The sequence below is a fragment of the Salmonella sp. JXY0409-18 genome (genome assembly GCF_020268625.1).
GTDB lineage: Bacteria > Pseudomonadota > Gammaproteobacteria > Enterobacterales > Enterobacteriaceae > Salmonella > Salmonella enterica.
In genome coordinates this window covers 1-23,651 of the sequence record NZ_CP084216.1, presented here as the reverse complement: position 1 = coordinate 23,651, position 23,651 = coordinate 1, and the positions used below count along the sequence as shown (strand labels likewise).

17 protein-coding genes are annotated in these 23,651 nt (G+C 53.6%); 5 read left to right on the top strand and 12 right to left on the bottom strand.

The window, feature by feature from the left end:
* Window positions 1-108: 108 nt before the first annotated feature.
* The 3 genes from torD to torC are packed head-to-tail and all read right to left on the bottom strand — an operon-like array spanning window position 109 to window position 4,460.
* Window positions 109-741, bottom strand: a complete 633-nt coding sequence (gene torD / locus LDB27_RS00085; protein WP_001041512.1) for a molecular chaperone TorD — start codon at window positions 739-741, stop codon at window positions 109-111.
* A complete protein-coding gene (torA, locus tag LDB27_RS00080) occupies window positions 734-3,286 on the bottom strand; it encodes a trimethylamine-N-oxide reductase TorA (RefSeq protein ID WP_000790678.1) in 2,553 nt (850 codons plus the stop codon). Before torA ends, torD begins: the two co-directional genes overlap by 8 nt.
* Window positions 3,276-4,460 carry a pentaheme c-type cytochrome TorC gene (gene torC / locus LDB27_RS00075; protein WP_001230254.1) on the bottom strand — a complete coding sequence of 395 codons (1,185 nt, stop codon included), beginning with the start codon at window positions 4,458-4,460 and terminating at the stop codon, window positions 3,276-3,278. Before torC ends, torA begins: the two co-directional genes overlap by 11 nt.
* A 129-nt stretch (window positions 4,461-4,589) precedes the next feature.
* On the opposite strand from torC, the gene torR reads away from it, so the two are divergent.
* Entirely contained in the window at window positions 4,590-5,282 is a 693-nt protein-coding gene (gene torR, locus LDB27_RS00070; protein ID WP_001562512.1) for a two-component system response regulator TorR, read from the top strand.
* On the opposite strand, the gene torT is transcribed toward torR, so the two are convergent.
* Window positions 5,255-6,295: a TMAO reductase system periplasmic protein TorT gene (torT, locus tag LDB27_RS00065; protein WP_001202038.1), complete on the bottom strand. Its 1,041-nt coding sequence runs from the start codon at window positions 6,293-6,295 to the stop codon at window positions 5,255-5,257. The two genes, torR and torT, sit on opposite strands and share 28 nt — an antisense overlap.
* A gap of 79 nt (window positions 6,296-6,374) precedes the next feature.
* On the opposite strand from torT, the gene torS reads away from it, so the two are divergent.
* Window positions 6,375-9,110, top strand: coding sequence for a TMAO reductase system sensor histidine kinase/response regulator TorS (torS, locus tag LDB27_RS00060; protein ID WP_000106939.1), 2,736 nt, complete (start codon window positions 6,375-6,377; stop codon window positions 9,108-9,110).
* A 104-nt stretch (window positions 9,111-9,214) separates the two neighbouring features.
* On the opposite strand, the gene LDB27_RS00055 is transcribed toward torS, so the two are convergent.
* The 4 genes from LDB27_RS00055 to yidA form a co-directional block, all read right to left on the bottom strand.
* Window positions 9,215-10,342 carry a DUF4056 domain-containing protein gene (locus LDB27_RS00055; protein ID WP_001258177.1) on the bottom strand — a complete coding sequence of 376 codons (1,128 nt, stop codon included), beginning with the start codon at window positions 10,340-10,342 and terminating at the stop codon, window positions 9,215-9,217.
* The gene (locus tag LDB27_RS00050; protein WP_001078029.1) at window positions 10,339-11,478 is read right to left on the bottom strand and encodes a BamA/TamA family outer membrane protein; all 1,140 of its coding nucleotides are present in this window, start codon (window positions 11,476-11,478) and stop codon (window positions 10,339-10,341) included. Before LDB27_RS00050 ends, LDB27_RS00055 begins: the two co-directional genes overlap by 4 nt.
* A complete protein-coding gene (locus LDB27_RS00045; RefSeq protein ID WP_000747395.1) occupies window positions 11,475-12,497 on the bottom strand; it encodes a hypothetical protein in 1,023 nt (340 codons plus the stop codon). Before LDB27_RS00045 ends, LDB27_RS00050 begins: the two co-directional genes overlap by 4 nt.
* Window positions 12,498-12,698: 201 nt before the next feature.
* A complete protein-coding gene (yidA, locus tag LDB27_RS00040) occupies window positions 12,699-13,511 on the bottom strand; it encodes a sugar-phosphatase (protein ID WP_000985571.1) in 813 nt (270 codons plus the stop codon).
* 305 nt (window positions 13,512-13,816) lie between these two features.
* On the opposite strand from yidA, the gene LDB27_RS00035 reads away from it, so the two are divergent.
* From LDB27_RS00035 to LDB27_RS00025, 3 genes are all read left to right on the top strand, one after another.
* Window positions 13,817-15,079 carry an MFS transporter gene (locus tag LDB27_RS00035; protein ID WP_000061264.1) on the top strand — a complete coding sequence of 421 codons (1,263 nt, stop codon included), beginning with the start codon at window positions 13,817-13,819 and terminating at the stop codon, window positions 15,077-15,079.
* Window positions 15,080-15,092: 13 nt separating this feature from the next.
* Complete coding sequence (locus tag LDB27_RS00030; protein WP_023230708.1) at window positions 15,093-16,286, top strand: mandelate racemase/muconate lactonizing enzyme family protein; 1,194 nt, start codon at window positions 15,093-15,095, stop codon at window positions 16,284-16,286.
* 114 nt (window positions 16,287-16,400) lie between these two features.
* Entirely contained in the window at window positions 16,401-17,297 is an 897-nt protein-coding gene (locus LDB27_RS00025; RefSeq protein ID WP_001054586.1) for a LysR family transcriptional regulator, read from the top strand.
* 18 nt (window positions 17,298-17,315) lie between these two features.
* Here the strand turns inward: LDB27_RS00025 and gyrB are convergent, their stop codons facing one another.
* The 4 genes from gyrB to dnaA all read right to left on the bottom strand — a co-directional run bounded on the left by gyrB (window position 17,316) and on the right by dnaA (window position 23,485).
* Window positions 17,316-19,730: a DNA topoisomerase (ATP-hydrolyzing) subunit B gene (gene gyrB, locus LDB27_RS00020; protein ID WP_000072047.1), complete on the bottom strand. Its 2,415-nt coding sequence runs from the start codon at window positions 19,728-19,730 to the stop codon at window positions 17,316-17,318.
* Between the two features lie 28 nt (window positions 19,731-19,758).
* On the bottom strand, window positions 19,759-20,832 hold the full coding sequence (gene recF / locus LDB27_RS00015; protein ID WP_000060080.1) for a DNA replication/repair protein RecF: 1,074 nt from the start codon (window positions 20,830-20,832) through the stop codon (window positions 19,759-19,761).
* Between the two features lie 147 nt (window positions 20,833-20,979).
* Window positions 20,980-22,080, bottom strand: coding sequence for a DNA polymerase III subunit beta (dnaN, locus tag LDB27_RS00010; RefSeq protein ID WP_000673472.1), 1,101 nt, complete (start codon window positions 22,078-22,080; stop codon window positions 20,980-20,982).
* A 4-nt stretch (window positions 22,081-22,084) separates the two neighbouring features.
* Complete coding sequence (dnaA, locus tag LDB27_RS00005; protein WP_000059093.1) at window positions 22,085-23,485, bottom strand: chromosomal replication initiator protein DnaA; 1,401 nt, start codon at window positions 23,483-23,485, stop codon at window positions 22,085-22,087.
* Window positions 23,486-23,651: the final 166 nt, after the last annotated feature.

Genomic DNA, 23,651 nt, shown 5'->3' with positions numbered 1-23,651 from the left:
AACCCATCATGGATATTGATTGGTATCAATAATTACAATTGGCTAAACCTATAGATATGATAACCCCCGACTATCGTAAGATTTATTTTGCGATGCCCGTCACAGGGTTTATTCAGCCGCAACAATGGATAAATCCTCTTTTCCGTCATCAAAACGAACGATAGCCAACAATAATTGACTTAACGCAGCATAAAAACCATAGGAATCATGCTTAAAGCAATTATTTGTAAATTCCGGAAGCCATTCCAGTAATGACGACAATGTTTTCTGGCGTAATTTATTCATTCTCCGTTGTTGGAACGATTCACCCAATGAAAAATGTAAATGGCTGAGTAATTCCAGATAAATCGCCAGGTGGTCGGTCGGCTCTTTAAAATCGTCGTTGACCTCCATCCCGGCTTCAAGCAATAAATGTTTAATCATGCCGGGTTCCTGCTGCGGGTATTGCGAGGCGTAGGGCAAGGCCGATTTTTTATCCGTCATCAGGAACAATCCGCAAAAATCTGCGGCCAGCTCCAGCTGCGCATCCTGGCGTAGGCTAAGCGCGGCAATTTTTTGTTCGAGTAACGCCACCGACGCCGCCAGCGCAGGCTGACGCTTTAACAGCGCCAGCCAGTCCGCGATTTCCGCGGACTGTAATTGTATTAACCCTTCATCATCCACTTCCCGGAAAAAGAGTAACGCCAGCCATGCATATACGCAGGCGTACTGTTCCTGAGCAAGCGCTGGCTGCTTATTCATGCGGATTCCCCTGCGATGCGGGTACATATTCACACTGCGCGACCATCTCGACCGGACCGTTAAACGCCGTGACGTTATCAATAGGGCCGGTATATTTTTCAATTTCCACCAGCGTCGTATGCGCGCTGGTCGCCTGCGCGAGCTGTGATGTACCGATATCCAGCGTTAATACGTTAGGGTTGCCGTACTTACACAACGCATTGATGTCGCCGCCTTTATCAGGATCGTACCAGGCGCCTTCATGAATTCGCGCCACGCCCGGCGCATAGCGATCGGAAACTACCGCCCCCGCCAGTACCTGCCCGCGTGCATTGAATACCCGCACGATGTCACCGTTGCGGATCCCGCGCGCGCTGGCATCCTGTGGGTTAATAAAGACCGGCTCCTTGCCGCCAACGGCATATTGCTGACGCAGCGCTTCCGACTCGCACAGTTGGGAATGCAGACGGAAATCAGGGTGGACGGATTGTAAGTGCAGCGGCCAGCGCTGCGATCCCGGCCCGCCATGCGAGCGTTCGATTTTTTCGAACCACATGGGATGGCCCTGACAATCGTCGTATTGCATGTCGGCGATCGTTTTGGAGTAAATCTCGATCAAACCGCTTGGCGTGCCCAACGGCTCCAGGTCCGGATCTTCACGGAAAGCCTGATGGCGCACAAACATCTGCGGATGATCAAACTCGATGTACTCCTGTTGATTCCAGAACACCTCGAAAGTCGGTAAGTGGATACCGCGACCTTTTCCCTGCTGGCTCCCTTCCTGCCAGATGCGTTTCAGCCAGCCCATTTCATCAAGACCTTCCGTGAATGCCGCTTCACGGTTAAAGCGTCGGCAGAGATCGCGGAAAATATCAAAGTCGTTACGCGCTTCAAACTGCGGCGACACCACCTGTTTCATGGCGATAATGCCGCGGTTAGAGTGGTTGCCGAACTGATCGAGGTCGTTACGCTCAAATTGGGTGGTAGCCGGCAAAACGATATCCGCAAAACGGCAGGTCGACGTCCACTGGTTATCAATAGCGATGACCGTTTCCAGCTTGCGCCAGCCTTCAATTATGCGGTTAATTTGTTGGTGTCGGTGGAACGGGTTGGTCCCGGCGAACACGCACATCTTCAGCGGCGGTAATTTAACCGATTTGCCGTTCCAGTTAATGACCTTGCCCGGTTCAAGAATGGCATCCATAAAACGTGCAATAGGAATGGTGCTGCTGTAGCCTTTGTAATCCGTGCTGTCGTGTACTGGCGGAACGGTCGTCGAACCGGAAAAGCCGCTTAAAATGATCCCTTTACGGCCAGGCGTCCCGGCGCCGTTGTAGTGCCAGCCAAAACCAAAGCCGCCGCCCGGTAAACCAATCTGTCCCAGCATTGCCGCCAGCACGACGACCATCCATGACCACTGTTCGCCATGCTGCATACGTTGTACGCACCAGCCAGCGATGATTTGCGTTCTGTCGCCCGCCATCTGCCGCGCCAACGCGCGGATGGTGTCGGCGTCAATACCGCACAGTTTTTCCGCCCAGGCGGCATCTTTGGGCTGTCCATCTTTTTCGCCCAGCAAATAGGGGAGGAACTGGTCAAAACCGACGCAGTAGTTATCGAGGAAATTTTTATCGTACAGTTTCTCGCTGTACAGCGTATGTGCCAGCGCCAGTTGTAACGGGACATCCGTCTGCGGGTTAATGGCGATATGTTTGACCTTATCGCGCCCCAGATAATCGTGCGTGGAGGTGACGACCGGGTCGATGCTGATGACCGAGATAGCGCCGCTGGCAACCTTCTCTTTTAATTGTTCATAGTACTGATAGACATCGTGATCCGGGCACCACCAGTTTGCCTGCTGGTTTTTCACCATATCAGAACCCCATAGCACAATCGTTTTACTGTTCTGTAAAACCAGAGGCCATGACGTTTGCTGCTCGTACACTTCCATTGAACCCACCACGCGCGGCAGAATCACCTGCGCCGCGCCGGTCGAATAGTCCCCTCCCGTGCTGACGCTATTGCCATGTAGCGCAATCGCGCGCGCCAGCATCCCGGAGGCGTTATGGAACATGCCGGTAGATTGCCAGCCGCTCGCCGTCAGTAACGCGCTCGGCCCGTAGGTTTTTTGCACCCGCTCCAGTTCCTGATAGAACAGATCCAGCGCTTCATCCCAGGAGACGCGCACAAAACGATTATCGCCGCGCTGCGAGGTGTCGCTTTGATGACCTTTGCGCATCCAGTCGACGCGCACCATCGGATAGCGAATACGCGCCGCGTTGTGGACGTGATCGGGCAGACCAGCGATCATTTTGGACGGGTATTTATCCTGTTCAAACGGTTTTGCCGCCACAAATCGACCGTCAACCACCGTGGCGCGAATAGCCCCCCAGTGAGAACCGGTAAGGATACCCTCTTTCGTCGCGGCGCCTGGCGCAGCGGCATCCGCTGCGCGGGCGCTACGGGGCGTCAGCAGTGACGGCCCCAGCATTCCTGCCACCGTCAAACCGCCAAGCTGCGCCAGAAAACGTCGACGAGAGACGTGTAGCGTGTCCTTATTTTTCATTGTGTTCTCCCTTATCGCTGTGCGGCGTATTGGTGGTATCAGACGCATTCATCTGGAGATATTTCAACAAGGTACGTTCTTCACGCTTATCCAGACTGGTGAAACCGATCATGCCGTTGAGCGTGCCGATCCAGCCGTTAGCGTCAAAGTGCGCTTTGTCCGGCGCGCCGTGACACTGATTACAGGTGCCGTTATAGAGGGAGTCGGCATAGGCCCAAATCGGTTTAATGTCATTTACCATGTCGCCTTTTTGCATCCACGCGGTTGCCTGTAATTTGCTCCACTGAGTATTGGTCGCCGCGACGGTGGTCTCTTCCAGCGTTTTCACATGCTGTTGCACATCGCCGCGAATCGAAGCGACAAAAATACGTTTACCGGGCAACTGCGTCAGCACGCGCTGACGACCGTCCGTCTCCGTCCAGCCTTCGATTTGCACTTGCAGCCAGTCACCGTCCCGTTTAAGGACTTTCACTTCAGAAGCAGGTAACAACGAACCTGCCGGTTCTTTATCGCCTTTAGCGGCGTAAATCGGCTTGATATCCAGCGAATAGAGCGTATCGCCGTCATTATGCGTACTGGCGCTGGCGCGCAGTTCATCAAACTGTTTGCGGAAACCGCTGCTCATATCCGGTAGCTGGTGGGCAATCCCTTTATGGCAGTCGATGCAGGACTGATTTTCTTTCGCGGCGATTTTCATTTGCCGCGCCGCTTCCGGGTTCTGTTTCGCGTGATCCATCGCATCGTAGTTATGGCAGGAACGACAGGTCGCGGAGTTATTCTCTTTCATGCGCGCCCATTCACGCTCGGCAAGCTCGGCACGTTTGGCTTCAAATTTTTCCGGGGTATCAATCGAGTGGGCGATAAATGTCTGGTAAAGATCGTTGCTGGCTTCCAGCTTACGTTTCACCATGCCTGGAATATCAGGGGGGATATGGCAATCGTGACATTCCGCGCGTACGCCGGAAGCGTTCTGGAAATGTACGGACTGTTTATATTCCTGATACACCGGCTGCATACTATGGCAGCTGACGCAAAACTCTGTCGTACTGGTCAGTTTGATACCGACGTGAGGTAACACGATCAGCGCAACGCCGATCACAATCCCGACAATGACCAGCGCCAGTATCGACCAACGGGCGCTTGGCCTGAGTAGCGCTCTCCAGAGTTTTCGCATAATAGCCCCTGTAATTATATGGTTTAATGCGCAGATCTTATTCCGCAAATATGAACAGCGTCACTGGTCAGGATGAACGGGATACGGCAATATATGAACAGATATGAACAGAAAGAGACCGCGCGCAGGATGTCACATCACATTGTTATTGTTGAGGATGAACCTGTTACTCAGGCCAGATTACAGGCCTATTTTGAGCAGGAGGGGTATCGCGTTTCGGTGACCGACAGCGGCGCGGGCCTGCGCGACATCATGGAGCATGAGCACGTTTCGCTGATCCTGCTGGATATCAACCTCCCCGACGAAAACGGGTTGATGCTGACCAGGGCGCTACGCGAACGTTCCACGGTGGGCATTATTCTGGTGACGGGGCGTTGCGACCAAATCGACCGCATCGTCGGGCTGGAGATGGGCGCGGACGACTACGTCACCAAGCCGCTGGAACTGCGCGAGCTGGTAGTGCGGGTGAAAAATCTTTTGTGGCGCATCGATCTGGCCCGCCCCACGCCGCAAAATGCCAGTGAAAACTGCTATATGTTTTCCGGTTACTGCCTGAACGTGATGAATCATACGCTGGAGCACAATGGTGAAGCCATTAAGCTTACGCGCGCGGAGTACGAGTTACTGCTGGCCTTTGTGACCAACCCAGGCAAAGTGCTGCATCGCGAACGTCTGCTGCGAATGCTTTCCGCCCGCCGCGTAGAGACTCCGGATCTCCGCACGATTGATGTCCTGGTTCGCCGCTTACGCCATAAAATTACGCCGGAACTGCTGGTCACACAGCATGGCGAAGGCTACTTTTTAGCCTCGGAGGTGTATTGATACAGATAGACGGGCCGAAATCCCGGAGGCGATAGCGAACGGCGAACGCGCGCGCTGTCGGCGTTGTTATGCGTCAAAATAAGCACCGGCGGGCTGATATTTTCAGGCACCGGTTGCCCCTGTAAGACCTTAATCGACTGCGTTATCGCTAATTCTCCCTGCCAGGCCATCTGATCGCTGAGCGCCATCAGGATATGGCCGCGTTTTAAACCGCGATAAACCTGATGCGTCAGATAAAATGAGACGATCGTGAGCGGAGTCGTCAAATTTCGCCCTTCGCCCATCGCCGCCTCCGCTGCTATCGCCGACCCGGCGACCACATTGGCGTCCGGATGGCGCTCCAGCATTTCCTGGAGTAAGTTTCGCTGCACTTCAATGTCGTTATCGCCCCAGGCGATATCCACAATGTTGATCGCGCTGCCTTTAATTGCCTGACGAAAACCCGCCACCATCTCCTGACTGCCGCCGGCTTCTTCCGGCCCCGGGAAGAGTAAAACGTTAAGCGCTTTTCCTTTGCTCCACTGCACCAGGAAACGTCCCGGCAGATACCCCATCTGAAACCACGGCAGACCAACGCGGGTTGCGACGCTGGCATCGTGAATCATGTTCACCAGTTCAATAACCGGCACATTACCGGCATACCGTTCCAGCTCCGGGAAACGATCGGTACTGCTGCCAAGCAGAATAGCGTCGGCACCCCACTCCCGGCACTGCATCATTTGCTGTTGTTGCGTCGCCAGTTGCCGATAGCCATTCGCTTCCAGCACTTTTAAATCAACGCCATACAATTTGGCCGCTTTTTGCATCCCGTAGTTGACGGACAACCAGTAAGAATCTTTCAGGCTGGGGTATAATGCGCACAGTTTCCAGGGTTTACTCGCATTGACTGACGTTTGCCGCCAGGGAATCGCCCGATCGGCGCGCGTCCAGTGTAGCAGTCCGGTTTCGGCTGACGCCGTTTCTACATTCGAGACGATGATTATCAAAAAAAAGAACGAAATAAGCGCGCGCATGATAGCCCCACCAGCAACAAGGTTTTATCCTAATGGTTTTTCCGGCGGCAACTCAACCCATTTCACCCGCGGCGCATAAATGTCAACGCCTTCACTGACCCGCAGATTATGGCTGGCCTTCGCCCTGATGGCGGCACTCACCCTGCTCAGCACCGTGATCGGCTGGATAAGCCTGCGCGTCATTAGTCAGGTGGAGCAAACCAATACGCAAGCGCTGCTCCCCACGATGAATATGGCCAGGCAGTTAAGCGAAGCCAGCGCTTACGAGCTCTTTTCCGCGCAAAATCTGACCAATGCCGACAGTGAGGGCGTTTGGCTGGCGCAGGGGAAGATGCTGAAAGCGCAAAGCCTTAAAATTAACCATCTTTTGCAGGCATTAAGCGAGCAGGGATTTAATACCTCGGCCATCGCCCGGCAAGAAAAAGAGATTGCGCAAACGCTTGGGCAACAGGGAACACTGGTCGGTGAAATTCTCACGCTGCGCGCACAGCAACAGCAGTTAAGCCACCAGATTGCGGAGGCGGCGGAAAGCATTGCCGCCCAGGCTCACGGTCAGGCCAATAATGCAGCGACATCTGCGGGCGCCACCCAGGCCGGTATTTACGATCTTATCGAAAGCGGTAAAGGGGATCAGGCTGAACGCGCGCTTGACCGACTGATTGATATCGACCTTGAGTATGTGAATCAGATGAATGAGTTGCGGGTCAATGCCCTGCGGTTTAAGCAGCTCATTGTGACCTTAAAAGACGCGCAAGGGCTGAGCGATGCCGAGGACACCGATGAAAAACTTAATCAGTTGGTTAAAATTTTATCCCGCCGCCAGCAGCGTATAGAAGATCCTACCGTTCGCGCCCAAATCGCCGACGCGCTGGAGAAAATAAACCAGTACACCACACTAGTTACCCTGTTTCGTAAGGAAAATGCCATCCGCGACCAGCTTCAAACGCTTATGGCCAATAACCTCTTTCAGTTTACCCGCTTCAGTACGGAAGTGTCGCAGTTGGTGAACGCCATCGAAAAACGAAACGAGGCTGGGTTAGCGCGCCTTACACACGCCAGTCAGCGTGGGCAAATAGGGTTAGTGATCTTAGGTATCCTGGCGCTGTGCTCATTAAGTTTTATCCTTTGGCGAGTGGTTTACCGTTCCGTATCCCGCCCGCTGGCGCAACAAACGCAGGCCTTACAGCGGCTACTGGAGGGCGATATTGACTCACCGTTTCCGGAGGCGGCTGGCGTCAGCGAACTGGATACCATCAGCCGTCTGATGGAAGCGTTTCGCGCCAACGTGCGCAAATTAAACCGCCATCGTGAGGATTTGGCGGAACAGGTGCGATCGCAAACGGCGGAGCTTCATGCGCTGGTGCTGGAACACCGGCAGGCGCGCGCCGAAGCGGAAAAGGCCAACGAGGCGAAATCGACGTTCCTTGCCGCCATGAGCCATGAAATTCGCACGCCGCTTTACGGCATTCTCGGTACGGTACAATTGCTGGCCGATAAACCGCTCATGGCAAACTACCGCGACGACTTACAGGCCATTAATGATTCAGGCGAATCGCTACTGGCGATTCTTAACGATATTCTTGATTACTCGGCGATTGAAGTAGGCGGCACCAACGTTTCTATTAGCGAGGAACCGTTTGAACCGCGACAATTGTTGAATAGCGCGCTGCATTTAATGCACAGCCGCGTGCAGGTGGCGCTCATCGCCGACTTTAGCGAGCAACTCCCCTCCACGCTACAAGGCGATCCACGCCGGATACGTCAAATTGTGATTAATCTTTTAAGTAATGCGGCGAAATTTACCGATCGCGGCAGCATAGTGCTACGCACGTTTTGCGACGATCAGAGCTGGTTTATTGAGGTTGAAGATACCGGATGCGGTATTCCTGAAGCGAAGCTGACGGCTATTTTCAAACCGTTTGTGCAGGCGACAGGACGCCGGGGCGGGACGGGCCTGGGGCTGGCTATCAGCGCCAGCCTGGCAGAGGCGATGGGCGGGACGCTAACCGTCACCAGTACGCTTCATGTTGGCAGTTGTTTTCGCTTACAACTGCCGGTTCGCCACCCCAGACCCGCAAGCAAAAATGCGTTCAGGGAACCGATAAATCTTAACGGACTACGCCTGTTGCTGATTGAAGATAATATGCTGACGCAGCGTATTACCGCTGAAATGCTCACGGGTAAAGGGGTGAAGGTCTCAGTAGCTGAAAGCGCGAATGACGCGCTACGCTGTTTAGCCGAAGGCGAGTCCTTTGATGTGGCGCTGGTGGATTTTGATTTACCGGATTATGACGGCTTAACCCTGGCGCAGCAGTTGATGAGCCTGTATCCCGCCATGAAACGCATTGGTTTTAGCGCGCATGTGATAGACGATAATCTTCGTCAGCGTACCGCCGGTCTTTTCTGCGGGATTATTCAAAAGCCCGTTCCCCGCGAGGAGCTTTACCGTATGATAGCGCACTATTTACAGGGCAAATCTCACAACGCGCGGGCGATGCTGAATGAACATCAGCTTGCCGGCGATATGGCGTCTGTCGGCCCGGAAAAGCTCCGGCAATGGGTCGCCTTATTCAAAGACAGCGCGCTGCCTTTAGTCGAGGAGATCGAGGCGGCGCGCGCCATGAATGACGACGTTAACATTAAGCGGCTGGCGCATAAATTAAAAAGCGGCTGCGCCAGCCTGGGGATGACGCAGGCAACCGAAGCCTGTCGGGAGCTGGAATTGCAACCGCTTAGCGATATAGATATTAAAACTATCGTGACGCAGGGAGTGACGGCGCTCGACGCATGGATAGCCGGTCATCCTTCGCCATAATAGCTTCCGGCTCGCCAAACGACGCATTTCACATCGCCAGTTATCAGGACATAAAACAGTACGCCGAGGGTATAAGAGGGAAATAGCCTACGGCTACTGCCTGTTTAATGATTCTGTGTTTTTTCGTCCTGTAGCCGTGCCTGCTCCGCCAGGGCGGCAAAATCTTTTTCGCTGTAATAGTGCGCGGGAGGCGGTAGCTGCGCCATATCCTCGCTGGGCCACAATTGTAGTTGCGCCAGCGTGCTAAGCTGGATACCGCGCCAGCGATGGGGCAAGCTCAGCGGCAATAGCGGCATTATCTCGCCAGGAATGGCGGTCGGCAGGCGGTCATCGCCCATCTGATAATTACGATGCAGCACCAGATATTTTTCCGGTACCCGCCGCTGGCTGTTCCACCAACGGCCATCAAGCATATCAAACTGGAAACGGGTGATCTGCGCCGGCTGCGCTGCCAGCTGCGTCAGCGCTTGCCGCAGCGCGGTTTCCATCGCCGTGTTGTACATCTCTTGCGTTTTCGTCTGGCCGCCGACAATTAAAGACGCCGCCAGACGGGCACCCGCGAGGTTAGAATAGAGATCTTCCGGCGAAAAGGCCGATACTCCCTCAGAAAATCCGCGAACAGACTCGAAACCGTACCATTGGGCGATTTCGTGCCACTCCGCCACCTGGAACGCCAGATGCGCCGACAGCCAGGCGGCCAGCGTGTAACGCTCGCGTGCATCGACCGGAGGGGTAAAAGCAGTAAAAACCAGACGCCGTTCGGCCAGCTCCTCGCCCAGATTCAGCGTAAAAGCCTGCCCCAGCTTTGGTAGTAGTTGGCTGAAGATATACACTGTCATATCAGCGGTATCCCTCACATGTGCGGTGTCGATGAATCCGCCACGCAAGGTATACACAATACCGTTATTCTCACCGCTAAGGCCAATCAGGTTTGCCACGCCCGAGTACAGATGGTCGTTGTACTGATGATGCCCCAGCGAGTCCACCGTCACGACGTTATTTAACTGATAGAGCGGAACCGGCAGTCCCAGCAGCTCGGCATGCAGGTCGTAACCAAAAGCACAACACGGCCGCAACCCCTTTGGCAGCGGCTGCGGCGGCATCGTCGGCCAGGCTTCACTGGCAGCAGGCGTTGGGTGAGTGGACAGATAGAGCGTCAGTGGTAAGGCGGCGCGGGCGCTCCCCGCCAGAAACAGTAGCGCCAGAAAGATAACCCGAACGACGGACCTCAAAATGCTTCTCCTACCTGAAAATAAAAACCGCTGCTAGCTTTGCCCACGCCGTAATCCAGCCGCACGTTGACGCGCGGCTTGAACTCAAAGCGATAGCCCACGCCCGCAGAAGGCAGCCATCGCCCGTCATCCAGATGGTGCAAAGACGATCCCATGGTGCCCGCGCCCACCCAACCGACAACGCCATGCCGCCAGCTCAGCTTATGGCGATATTCCAGCTGACCGCTGATAGCATTTTTATCGCGATAGCGCCCTTCATAATAGCCGCGCATACGATGGTTACTGCCCAGCAGCGGCAGCATATTCCACGGCACGTCGCCCTGGGTAAAGGCGCCGTCAGCTTCCCAGGCCAGCACGTCTTTATCATTGACGGCATGGTAACGACTATAGTGCAGTTGGTATTCATCAAACCGCGTATCGCTACCGACGTCCGGTGCGAAGTGGGTATAGCGAAGGGTGGCATACTGCCCTTTGCGTGGGTTAGGTATAAAATCACGATCATCCCAGCTAATCTCAACGCTACCGCCGTTACTCAGTGAAGAACAGCCCTGCGCGGTACTTTGAATTTTGGGCGGATCGGTCTCATCAATTTGCGCGGCGTGCTGTACATCCAGCGTCCAGCCAACGCCAAGATAGATATTGTTAACAAGCCGACGATACAGCATGGGTTGCAGATCCAGCACCTGCGCAGTATAGGCCTGCTTATGGCTGTCTTTATCACCAGCGGCAAAACCCTGTCCCCAATAGTAAGTGGGCGTGTCGCTCAATGCGCCAGTGAGGAAGAAACGCCAGCGATCTTGCGCGAAAAAAGCGTAATTTTGCAGGCTTACGCCAAAAGCGCCTGTGGAGCTGAAATAGCTGCTCAGCGACAGCGTGGATACCTGGCTAACCTTATCGGCAGGATCGGGGCGATACATACCGACGATGGCGGTGCCGATGCCCAGCCCCAGTTCAGGGGTATAAAATGGCCCGGGCATTACTCCCCAGTTGACGCCTTTGGCGGCATCGTAAGTATCGCTATCCCCCATTTGTTGTAGCCAGCCGTCCACCTGGCTGCGGCTGGGCAGCGCCGCCTGCGCCACGCCGGACAGCACACCGACGACGCAAAGCAACAGTCGGTAATGGCAGCGATTCAAAAGCGGTACTCACCGGCCACAAAGAAGCTATTGCGCTCGGCAAAGCCAAACTCGGTGGTAACGTTGAAATGGCGGGTTATTTCATACTGAGCGCCCAGCAGCATGTTCCACGGTGATTGTAGATGCTGTTTGACGTCAAAGCGGCCGTTATTGTTATAGTTAGCCATACTCACCAGCCTTTGTAGCGTCGCTGACGGCATGGTCAGGTCGTCGAGGCTGCCTTTAAACTCCTGCTGCACATCCTGATACATGCTGCCGACCCAGACGTTTAGCTTGCCCGACGGCAGATGCATCTTATCTATACCCGGGGTGGTAAAACGGTAACCAACGCGAGGTGAGACGGTAAAGGCGTCGATGCTGCCATCAAGAATATCGAACTGTGTCTGGGTGTAGTTAGCATCAACAGCGGTAAACCAGTTACCTACGCCGCCGACCAGCGTGGTGCCGATGCCATAGGTAGTGCCTTTAAAGTCGAGTTTAAATTTGAGGTTTTGCAGATCGGCGGGATGAAAAACGTGGCCATTTTTCGTCATCAACCCAACACCAATTTGCGAAACGGAATGACCATCGGTATAGCCCACCAGGCCGTACACATTCATAAATGGCAGCAGCCAGGCATCCAGCTTGACCGTTTCGGTCTTGCTCTTTTCACGGGTATGACCGACGTTAATTTTAAATACGTTATCTAATGGAATTCCCCCGTTGGGACCTAAAGCCAGGCCATTAAAGTTGATGCTATCAACGTTAATATTCTGCCCAATATTCATGTAGTTAATATTGAGGCCAAATGGCTCGGGAAGCTCATAGCCACGCTTTCGGGCTTCATCACCCAGAAAAGGCAACACTGATGTACTGGCAGGCTTTGCCACCGGCGTTGTCGCGACTGGCGGTGTGGCAGCAGATGGGACGTCATCCTGATAGCTATAAACAAGCGACAGGTTCGCCGGGGGGCTGGTAGCCGCCCAGGTAGAAAAAGCCATAGCGGGCAGCGCCAACAGCAAAAGGGAGCGTTTTTTCATAATGATGAAGCGTTTATTCTGGCGAGAAGCGCCGCCGGATCGAAAGGAGGAAGGAGAATATAGTAATCGTCGCCTGGTGGGCGGGATTTCTGTGCGAATTAATCTTTTGAAATAAAAAACTATTTTCTACAACGTCTTTGTTGCAACACATTAGCTTCATGGGTGGAACTATCGGCCCGACGGCGATCGGGCCGGAGTGAATCAGGACAGAACATGTTGTTCAATCGCCCAGGCAACACCATCTTCAAGGTTCGATTTAGTCACAAAGTTAGCCACCTCTTTGACCGACGGAATGGCGTTGTCCATTGCCACGCCCATACCGGCGTATTCGATCATCGCAATGTCGTTTTCCTGATCGCCAATCGCCATCACCTCCTCTGGCTTAATACCCAGCGCCTCGGCCAGTGATTTTACGCCAGTGCCTTTATTAACCCGTTTATCGAGGATTTCAAGGAAATACGGCGCACTTTTCAGCACGGTGTACTTTTCCTTCACCTCTGCCGGTATACGCGCAATCGCCCGGTCGAGAACGGCAGGCTCATCGATCATCATAACTTTCAGGAACTGGGTGTTCGGGTCCATCTTCTCCGCTTCACAAAATACCAGCGGAATGGTCGCCACATACGACTCATGCACCGTGTAGTAGCTGATATCGCGGTTAGCGGTATAAAGCGTATTTCGGTCTAATGCGTGGAAGTGAGAACCCACCTCACGGGACAGTTTTTCCAGGTAACGGTAGTCATCATAGCTGAGCGCCGTTTGCGCAACCGTACTGCCATCCCCTGCTTTCTGCACCAGCGCCCCGTTATAGGTGATGCAATAATCACCGGGCTGTTCCATGTGAAGTTCTTTCAGGTAACTGTGCACACCCGCATACGGACGGCCTGTGGTCAGCACCACGTTTACCCCTTTTTCACGCGCAGCGGCAATCGCGTTTTTAACCGCCGGAGAAATGGTGTGATCGGGCAGCAGAAGGGTGCCATCCATGTCGATAGCAATAAGTTTGATAGCCATGAAATCCCCGCATTAAATGAGTCCTGACTCATGCTAACGCGATTCCGCTCAAAAAACAGTAAAGAATCCAAGAGAAAGGGGGATAAGATTCACAAACGGGATTCCCCTTTTCAGGCCGTATTCTCCCATCCTGATGTATTAGATAACCTCATTAATCAAACAGAAAATACCGTTTTTCTAAAAGAATGTGTATTGCTACTTTGGACATCATCACTTAGAGCCTAATGGGATTGGCTCTTAATCAGTAAAAATCAACAAAAACTTATATTTTAAAACAACCTTATCCGATGAGAAGGAGATCGCTAATGTCGATGGCCCTTACCGCCCCCCCAACCAGGAAAAGATTTTTAATCGTTGCCTGTCTGTTTATTGGAATATTTATTGCTTATCTCGATCGCGTTAATGTTTCGGTATTAGCCGCGAATGAACCCTTCTTAGCCTATATGGGTATTGAAAGTATGCCATTGCAAATCGGCATGATGATGACCGTCTTTCTGGCCGCTTATGGTATCGCTAACGTTGTATTATCACCGCTTGGCGATTATCTCGGCCCCAGAAAAGCAATGATGCTTTGTATTCTGATCTGGACTATCGCTTTAATGGTTGGCGGCGTAGCAACATCATTCGCTCTAATTATTATTTGCCGTATATTACTGGGCATCGGAGAGGGATTTTATTATCCACTGCAAAGCGTATTTATTAAAAACTGGTTCCCGAAGCAGGAGCGCGGCAGAGCAAACGCGGCGTGGATCGTCGGCCAGTCGGTGGCACCCGCCATTGCGATGCCTTTTTTCACCTGGTGGATAGGCACCCACGGCTGGCGTTCCAACTTCTTTTTATGCGCCGCTCTCGGGTTAATCCCACTCTGGCTACTCTGGCGATATGTTGCTGATAAACCAGAACAACATAAAAGTATCAGCGAACAGGAACTGGCTTATATCAAAGCCGGACAGGAAACGGAAAGCGCAGGCAACAGCGAAAGTTTTATGTTGCGGGTCAAACCGGTGATCACCAACTATTGCTACTGGTTGCTGGTGCTGTGGTACCTGTGCCTGCAATGCCTGTACTGGGGGATGATTACCTGGCTGCCGACCTATCTTAAATCAGCCAGAGGATTTAGCTGGGCGGAAATGGGCTGGCTGGCGTCGCTTCCCTTTGTCCTGTCAATATTTTCTAAAGCCGCTGCGGGGATCTTCGTCGATAAAATAGGACGCAGCGCCCCCATATTAATGGTATTAATGTTTTTCGCTGGCGTCAGTATCTATTTCGGTACCATAACCGAACATAAATATATGTCAGCGGTACTCCTCTCCTTTGCTGTTGCTTTCTGTACGATGGGTACGCCCGTTGCCTGGACGTTATTACAGGGAATGATACCCGGAAAATCTATTTCCGCCGCCAGCGGCGTAATGAACGGCGTCGCCAATGGACTCTCTTCATTATCTCCCGTATTTATCGGCTTATTTATTTCTATCACTGGAACTTATACCGGCGGCTTACTATGCCTGGTTTTTATCAGCGCTATCGCCGTGGTATCGGCATTAATCTTAACGATTAAAAAATATTAATTACGAGGAGTAAATGATGAAAATTACCAGCGTTGATATTATTGATGTGGCGAACGATTTTGCGTCCGCCACCAGCAAATGGCGTCCGGTGGTGGTAAAAATTAATACCGACGAAGGCATTTCCGGTTTTGGCGAAGTCGGGCTGGCTTACGGCGTCGGCGCCTCTGCGGGCATCGGCATGGCAAAAGATTTAGCCGCCATTATCATCGGCATGGACCCGATGAATAACGAAGCTATCTGGGAAAAGATGCTCAAAAAAACCTTCTGGGGGCAGGGCGGCGGCGGCATCTTTTCCGCGGCGATGAGCGGCATCGATATCGCGCTGTGGGATATCAAAGGCAAAGCATGGGGCGTACCGCTGTATAAAATGCTTGGCGGCAAAAGCCGCGAGAAAATCAGAACCTACGCCAGTCAGCTACAGTTTGATTGGGGGGACGGCAGCGATAAAGATATGCTGACCGAGCCGGAGCAGTATGCACAGGCGGCGCTGACCGCCGTCAGCGAAGGCTATGACGCAATAAAAGTGGATACCGTCGCAATGGATCGCCACGGCAACTGGAACCAGCAAAACCTCAACGGGCCTCTCACCGATAAAATCCTTCGTCTGGGCTACGACCGTATGGCCGCCATTCGTGATGCGGTCGGCCCGGACGTGGATATCATCGCCGAAATGCACGCCTTTACGGATACTACATCCGCAATTCAGTTTGGTCGCATGATAGAAGAACTGGGTATTTTCTACTACGAAGAACCAGTCATGCCATTAAACCCCGGACAAATGAAACAAGTGGCTGATAAAGTTAATATTCCACTGGCGGCTGGCGAACGCATTTACTGGCGCTGGGGATACCGTCCTTTCCTGGAAAACGGCAGCCTGAGCGTTATTCAGCCCGATATCTGCACCTGCGGCGGCATCACCGAAGTGAAGAAAATCTGCGATATGGCGCACGTTTACGACAAAACGGTGCAAATCCACGTTTGCGGCGGGCCGATTTCCACGGCGGTGGCGCTGCATATGGAAACCGCAATCCCCAACTTCGTCATCCACGAACTGCACCGGTATGCGCTGCTGGAACCGAATACACAGACCTGTAAATACAACTATCTACCCAAGAACGGCATGTACGAAGTCCCGGAGCTTCCTGGTATCGGCCAGGAGCTGACCGAGGAAACCATGAAAAAATCACCAACCATCACCGTAAAATAAGCCAACTGTCTGCCTGCGCCGCAGGCAGACCCCCTGTATTTGCGAGTCGTATCAACACGACCTTATCCAGCCTGAGATAAAATCCTCTCTGTAAAGGGGTAACACAGGTGGCAAATGAATTTAACTATCCGGCAATTTCGCGCGTTTCTGGCCGTCGCGGATTTGCGTAGTTTTACCGCCGCCAGCAAATATCTGTGCATCACGCAGGGCGCCGTTAGCGGTTTAATCAACGAAATGGAAAGCCAGATGGAGGTTTCCCTTTTCGACCGCACTTCGCACGTGGTGAAGCTGTCGCCCGACGGCGAAAAATTTTTGCCCTCCGCTATGCGGGTGGTTGAAGAGTTTCAACGGGCCGAAAATTATGCCCGCGACCTGAAAGAGATCAAAAAATCCCTGGTGCGGGTTGTTGGCGCGCCGCTGATCGCCTGTGCCTTTTTGCCGAAAATTATCCATGCCTTTAAGCGGCAGCACCCGCATACCCATGTACAGCTTATTGATAAGCCCATGTCGCAATTACAAAAAAGCATTATGTTGGGAGAAGCGGATTTCGGTATCGGCCCTGAGCGACCGCTGGAACCGGAAATCGACAAACAAACGCTGTTCACAACGGAAATCGCCCTGTACTGCCATCCGGACTATCGGCTGCATAAAAAAACGGTTCGCTGGGAAGAGATTCAGAGCGAAGAGCTGATCGCCGTTGGCAACGAATCCATTCCGACGATCTCCGCGACCGCTGGCGTGCGCATTAAGCCCAAAATGACGGTGGAACATATGGCGACCGCCATGTCGCTGGCGGCGCAGTGTGAAGGCGTGGTGATCGCCGGAACCTTTTCCCGCCATTACGCCAAAAGCTACCAATTAGCGACCTGTTCGCTCACGCCTCCGCTGCGGCGCAATATGAACCTTTATTTCCATGCGTGGCGCGCACAAACGCCCGCCACGCAGCGCTTTAGAGATTTTTTATTTAGCTATGTCGATGAACATCATGATGCCCCGGCCAACCAGCGGTAGGCCGGGGATTAAGGCAGGTTAAATATCGATATTCGCTGCTTTCAGGGCGTTCTCTTCGATAAAGGCACGACGCGGCTCAACGGCGTCGCCCATCAGCGTGGTGAACAACTGATCGGCAGCAATCGCATCTTTAACGGTCACACGCAGCATACGGCGGCTTTCCGGGTCCATGGTGGTTTCCCACAGCTGATCCGGGTTCATTTCACCCAGACCTTTATAACGCTGGATAGCCAGACCGCGACGTGATTCTTTCACCAGCCACTCCAGCGCCTGCTCGAAGCTGGTTACCGGCTGGCGACGCTCGCCGCGTTCAATAAACGCATCCTCTTCAATCAGACCGCGCAGCTTCTCGCCCAGCGTGCAGATACGACGATATTCCGCGCCGGTCACAAACTCGTGATCCAACGGATAATCGGTATCCACGCCATGCGTACGCACGCGAACAATCGGCTCGAACAGATTCTGTTCCGTATTAGTATGAACATCGAACTTCCACTGACTGCCGTGCTGCTCTTTCTCATTCAGCTCGGTAATCAGCGCATTCACCCAGCGCGTTACAGTCTGCTCATCAGAAAGATCGGCTTCGGTCAGAGTTGGCTGATACACCAGCTCTTTGAGCAGCGCTTTCGGGAAGCGACGCTCCATACGACCAATCATTTTCTGCGTGGCGTTATATTCAGAGACCAGTTTTTCTAACGCTTCGCCGGATAGCGCCGGCGCATGAGCGTTCGCGTGCAGAGTCGCACCGTCAAGCGCGATGGAAATCTGGTACTGATCCATCGCTTCGTCGTCTTTAATGTACTGTTCCTGCTTGCCTTTCTTGACTTTGTACAGCGGCGGCTGGGCAATGTAGACGTGGCCGCGTTCAACGATTTCCGGCATCTGACGATAGAAGAAGGTCAACAGCAGCGTACGGATGTGCGAGCCGTCGACGTCCGCATCGGTCATGATGATGATGCTGTGATAGCGCAACTTGTCCGGGTTGTACTCGTCGCGACCGATACCGCAGCCCAGCGCGGTAATTAGCGTCGCCACTTCCTGAGAGGAGAGCATCTTGTCGAAGCGCGCTTTCTCGACGTTGAGGATTTTACCCTTCAGCGGCAGAATCGCCTGGTTCTTGCGGTTACGCCCCTGCTTCGCAGAGCCGCCCGCGGAGTCCCCTTCCACCAGGTACAGTTCGGACAGCGCCGGGTCGCGTTCCTGGCAGTCCGCCAGTTTGCCCGGCAGGCCCGCTAAGTCCAGCGCGCCTTTACGACGGGTCATTTCACGGGCGCGACGCGCCGCTTCACGCGCACGCGCGGCGTCGATAATTTTGCCGACGACAATTTTCGCGTCAGATGGGTTTTCCAGCAGGTATTCGCTCAGCAGTTCGTTCATCTGCTGTTCTACCGCCGATTTCACCTCGGAAGAGACCAGCTTATCTTTGGTCTGCGAGGAGAATTTCGGGTCCGGCACCTTCACGGAAACCACCGCAATCAGACCTTCACGGGCATCGTCGCCGGTGGCGCTGACTTTGGCTTTTTTGCTGTAGCCTTCTTTGTCCATGTAGGCGTTCAGCGTGCGGGTCATCGCCGCACGGAAGCCTGCCAGGTGAGTACCGCCGTCGCGCTGCGGAATGTTGTTGGTAAAGCAGTAGATGTTTTCCTGGAAACCATCGTTCCACTGCAGCGCTACTTCCACGCCGATACCGTCTTTTTCGGTGGAGAAGTAGAAGATATTCGGGTGGATCGGCGTTTTATTCTTGTTGAGATATTCAACAAACGCCTTGATGCCGCCTTCGTAGTGGAAATGATCTTCTTTGCCATCGCGCTTGTCGCGCAGGCGGATAGAGACGCCTGAGTTCAGGAATGACAGTTCACGCAGGCGTTTCGCCAGGATCTCATATTCAAATTCAGTGACGTTGGTGAAGGTTTCGTGGCTCGGCCAGAAACGTACCATCGTACCGGTTTTATCGGTATCGCCAGTGACGGCCAGGGGTGCCTGCGGCACGCCGTGCTCGTAGATCTGACGGTGAATTTTGCCATCTCGCTGGATAACCAGTTCCAGTTTTTGCGACAGAGCGTTGACTACCGAGACGCCCACGCCGTGCAGACCACCGGAGACTTTATAGGAGTTATCGTCAAATTTACCGCCCGCGTGCAGAACGGTCATGATCACTTCCGCCGCCGAGACGCCTTCTTCCGGGTGAATCCCGGTCGGAATGCCACGGCCATCATCCGTTACGGACACGGAGTTATCGGCGTGAATAGTCACGACGATATCTTTACAGTGACCTGCGAGCGCTTCGTCGATAGCGTTATCTACCACCTCGAATACCATGTGGTGCAGACCGGTGCCGTCATCCGTGTCGCCGATATACATACCCGGGCGCTTACGCACCGCATCCAGCCCTTTCAGGACTTTGATACTGGAGGAGTCATAAGAATTCGACATCAACGTTTCTCGCTCATTTAATCTTGGGTTAATCCGTTATTTTACCCTTTTCCACGGTAAACATCTTCGAATTTTCATCCGACATGTCTATAACGTGTTCAGCGCTAATTACGCTGACAAAGACCTGCGATTGCGTGGCTTTTAAGCGGCTGGCCAGCAGTCCGCGACGCGCATCGTCAAGTTCAGAGGCAAAATCATCTATCAGGTACAGGCAGCGCCGCCCGCTTTCGCGGGTGAGGAACTCGCCCTGCGCCAGACGTAAGGCGCACATCAATAACTTTAGCTGCCCGCGCGACAGGGTATCTTCCACCGGCGCGCCGTCAGCGCGAATGCGAAAGTCCGCTTTATGCGGCCCGTGCGCGGTGTAGGTCAACATACGGTCACGCTCAAAGCTTCGCTCCAGCACGTCCGCATAGTCTGTCTCTTTCTCCCAGCCGCGCTGGAAAGAGAACGTCAGGGAAAATTCAGGTAAAAACTGCTGACAGGTATCCGCCATGTCCTGTGCGATAGCGATGCTGTACTCCGCCCGCCAGGTACTAATTTGTTCCGCCAACGGGATCAGCTCTTTATCCCACGGGCGCAATTGCTCATAACGACTCACCTGGCGCAGCGCAGCATTACGCTGTTTCAGCAATCGTTTCAGGTTACTCCAGGCGGTGAAGAATCCGGCTTCGTTGTGAAAGCATCCCCAGTCAAGGAACGCTCTTCTGTATTTGGGGCCGCCGTTGAGTAAAGTAAACCCCTCCGGCGTAATCAACTGCATCGGCATTAAATGCGCCAGCTCCGCGATCTTGTGACCGTCGGTACCGTCGATACGGACTTTGCTGTCGCCCTGCTTATCTTTGGTTAAGCCAATCGACGTCTCACGCTCTTCGCCCTGTAATCGCCCGTGGAGAACAAACGCTTCCTGCTCATGACGAATCACGCGGCCAGGCTGCAAACTGCGAAACGCCCGACCGTGGCCAAGCGTATAGATAGCTTCCAGCACGCTGGTTTTGCCGCTGCCGTTGGCGCCAACCAGGAAGTTAAAGCCGGGGGATAAAGCGAGATCCGCATTTTCTATGTTGCGGAAGTCTTTGATTAAAAGGCGCGTCAGTGACATATATTAGTACATTCGTCCAGGGGCGTGTGTGTCGCAGCCAGTTCGTCTACCGCCAGCGCGCAGAAAGCGGAGCGTACACGAAGTACGTGAGCATTTCGAGCACTGCCGGGAGGCGAAATGGCAAGTAAACCAGCCCCTTTTCAGATTCTACAGCCTCATTGGCATAACAACATAGGCAGCCGACTGTGACGCCGCATCCTCAATCTGTACGCTGGATACGGAATCCGTCAGCATAATGCGCACGGTTTCGCACTTCAGCGCATTGAGCACGTCCAGCACGTAACTGACGTTAAAGCCGATTTCCATCTCCATCCCGCCGTAGCTCACGTCCAGAATCTCTTCCGCTTCTTCCTGCTCCGGGTTATTGGCGGTGATTTTGAGCTGATTCTCACTGACGTACAGACGCACGCCGCGGAATTTCTCATTCGAGAGGATTGCTGCGCGGGCAAACGCCTGCTTGAGGATATCGCAGCCCGCTTCCAGATGTTTATCCGGATTCTTCGGCAATACGCGACGGTAATCCGGGAAGCGACCATCCACCAGCTTCGAGGTAAAGATAAAGTCGCCGACGTGCGCGCGGATATTATTACTGCCGATCTGCACGCGCAGCGGGTTTTCGCCACCGTCAAGCATACGCATCAGTTCAATCACGCCTTTACGCGGCACAATCACCGAGTGGCTGGGTAAAGACGCCTCCAGCGGCATTGAGCACACCGCCAGACGGTGGCCGTCGGTCGCAACAGTGCGCAGTTCGCTGCCTTCCGTTTCAAACAGCATACCGTTTAAGTAGTAGCGCACATCCTGATGAGCCATCGAAAACTGGGTCGCTTCAATCAGGCGCTTCATCGTGGCCTGCGGCAGCGTAAATTCAACTTCGCTTTGCCAGTCGTCAAGATTCGGGAAATCGGCGGCAGGCAGTGTAGACAGCGAGAAGCGGCTACGGCCAGAACGCACCAGCATCCGATCGCCTTCCAACTGAACGGCAATCTCCGCGCCCTCCGGCAGGCCGCGGCAGATATCAAAGAATTTCCGCGCCGGCACGGTAGTGGCGCCTGGCTCATGCGGCTGAGAAAGCGTAACGCGCGCGACCATCTCCATTTCAAGATCGGTGCCGGTCAGAGAAAGCGTACCGTCCGCTACCTGGAGGAGCAGGTTACCGAGAATCGGCAGCGTAGGACGACCGCCCAGCGGGCCGCTGACCTGCTGAAGCGGTTTTAATAAATGTTCACGTTCAACGGTAAATTTCATAGGATCACGACGACAATGTTCTGATTAAATTAGAAAAATCTTCTTTGATATCGTGGCTTTCTTCACGCAGTTGCTCAATTTTACGACAGGCATGAAGTACGGTAGTGTGGTCGCGCCCGCCAAACGCATCGCCGATTTCCGGCAGACTGTGGTTGGTGAGCTCTTTTGCCAGCGCCATAGCCATCTGGCGCGGACGTGCTACCGAGCGAGATCGACGCTTAGAAAGCAGATCCGCAATTTTGATTTTGTAATACTCCGCCACCGTCTTCTGAATATTGTCGATGGTGACCAGTTTTTCCTGCAACGCCAGTAAATCGCGCAGCGCTTCGCGCACAAAGTCGATAGTAATCGCCCGGCCGGTAAAGTTGGCATTGGCGATCACCCGGTTCAACGCGCCTTCCAGTTCACGCACGTTAGAGCGTAGACGTTTGGCGATAAAGAACGCGACCTCGCCTGGCAGACGAATATCATTTTCGTCCGCTTTTTTCATCAGGATCGCCACGCGGGTTTCCAGTTCTGGCGGTTCGATCGCCACTGTTAGCCCCCAACCAAAGCGGGACTTGAGACGATCCTCAACACCGTTGATCTCTTTCGGATAGCGATCCGACGTCAAAATGATCTGCTGATTGCCTTCCAGCAGAGCGTTAAAGGTGTGGAAAAACTCTTCCTGGGATCGTTCTTTATTGGCGAAGAATTGAATATCGTCGATCAGCAATGCGTCAACGGAGCGGTAGTAGCGTTTAAACTCTTCGATGGCGTTATTTTGCAGGGCTTTTACCATGTCCTGCACAAAGCGCTCGGAGTGCATATACACGACTTTCGCGTTGGGTTTGCGCGCCATAATGCCGTTACCCACCGCGTGCAGCAGGTGAGTTTTACCCAGACCGGTGCCGCCATAGAGGAATAACGGGTTATAGGCGCCGCCAGGATTATCCGCCACCTGACGTGCCGCCGCGCGCGCCAGTTGGTTGGATTTACCTTCGACGAAGTTATCAAATGTATGTTTAACATTGACGTTGGAGCGGTAGGTCGGCTCCGCCGGCGCTGGTACGTTATCCCAGCCCGAACGGGCCGCAGGCGCTACGCGCTGCGGCTGCGCCGTTGTTGTCTGCGCAGGCGCGACAACGTTATGCACAGGCGTTTTTAGCGTTTGCGTAACGGGCTTTGTTCCCACTTCAAAACGCAGTTGTGGGGCATCCGCACCGCAGAATGTGTTGAGTAATCCATTGATATTGTTGAGGTACTTATCTCTTACCCAATCGAGCACAAAACGGTTTGGCGCATACAAAGCCAGCGTGTTATCGCTCAGTTCCGCCTGCAACGGGCGTATCCACATACTGAATTCTGTGGCTGGTAACTCATCCTGCAATCGGGCAAGACACTGCTGCCAAAGCGAAAGTGACACGGCGGACTCCACTCGAACAAAAGTCGATAAATGACAAAGGCTGATACATTAATGATTGTTGGCGCACGTCGATAAGACCCTGCATGAAGGGTGACGCACGAACCGCTGTCTGCGGTTTTCACGGATCTTTCAAACGATCGCGACTTCACGCAGTCTGAAAGATTTC

Excerpts from the sequence above, each read along its gene's own strand:
- LDB27_RS00035 (WP_000061264.1), top strand. The coding sequence starts at position 13,817 with ATGTCGATGGCCCTTACCGCCCCCCCAACCAGGAAAAGATTTTTAATC.
- yidA (WP_000985571.1), bottom strand. The coding sequence starts at position 13,511 with ATGGCTATCAAACTTATTGCTATCGACATGGATGGCACCCTTCTGCTG.
- torA (WP_000790678.1), bottom strand. The coding sequence starts at position 3,286 with ATGAAAAATAAGGACACGCTACACGTCTCTCGTCGACGTTTTCTGGCG.
- torD (WP_001041512.1), bottom strand. The coding sequence starts at position 741 with ATGAATAAGCAGCCAGCGCTTGCTCAGGAACAGTACGCCTGCGTATAT.
- LDB27_RS00025 (WP_001054586.1), top strand. The coding sequence starts at position 16,401 with ATGAATTTAACTATCCGGCAATTTCGCGCGTTTCTGGCCGTCGCGGAT.
- LDB27_RS00045 (WP_000747395.1), bottom strand. The coding sequence starts at position 12,497 with ATGAAAAAACGCTCCCTTTTGCTGTTGGCGCTGCCCGCTATGGCTTTT.
- torT (WP_001202038.1), bottom strand. The coding sequence starts at position 6,295 with ATGCGCGCGCTTATTTCGTTCTTTTTTTTGATAATCATCGTCTCGAAT.
- torS (WP_000106939.1), top strand. The coding sequence starts at position 6,375 with ATGTCAACGCCTTCACTGACCCGCAGATTATGGCTGGCCTTCGCCCTG.
- torC (WP_001230254.1), bottom strand. The coding sequence starts at position 4,460 with ATGCGAAAACTCTGGAGAGCGCTACTCAGGCCAAGCGCCCGTTGGTCG.
- recF (WP_000060080.1), bottom strand. The coding sequence starts at position 20,832 with ATGTCACTGACGCGCCTTTTAATCAAAGACTTCCGCAACATAGAAAAT.
- dnaN (WP_000673472.1), bottom strand. The coding sequence starts at position 22,080 with ATGAAATTTACCGTTGAACGTGAACATTTATTAAAACCGCTTCAGCAG.
- gyrB (WP_000072047.1), bottom strand. The coding sequence starts at position 19,730 with ATGTCGAATTCTTATGACTCCTCCAGTATCAAAGTCCTGAAAGGGCTG.
- LDB27_RS00030 (WP_023230708.1), top strand. The coding sequence starts at position 15,093 with ATGATGAAAATTACCAGCGTTGATATTATTGATGTGGCGAACGATTTT.
- torR (WP_001562512.1), top strand. The coding sequence starts at position 4,590 with ATGTCACATCACATTGTTATTGTTGAGGATGAACCTGTTACTCAGGCC.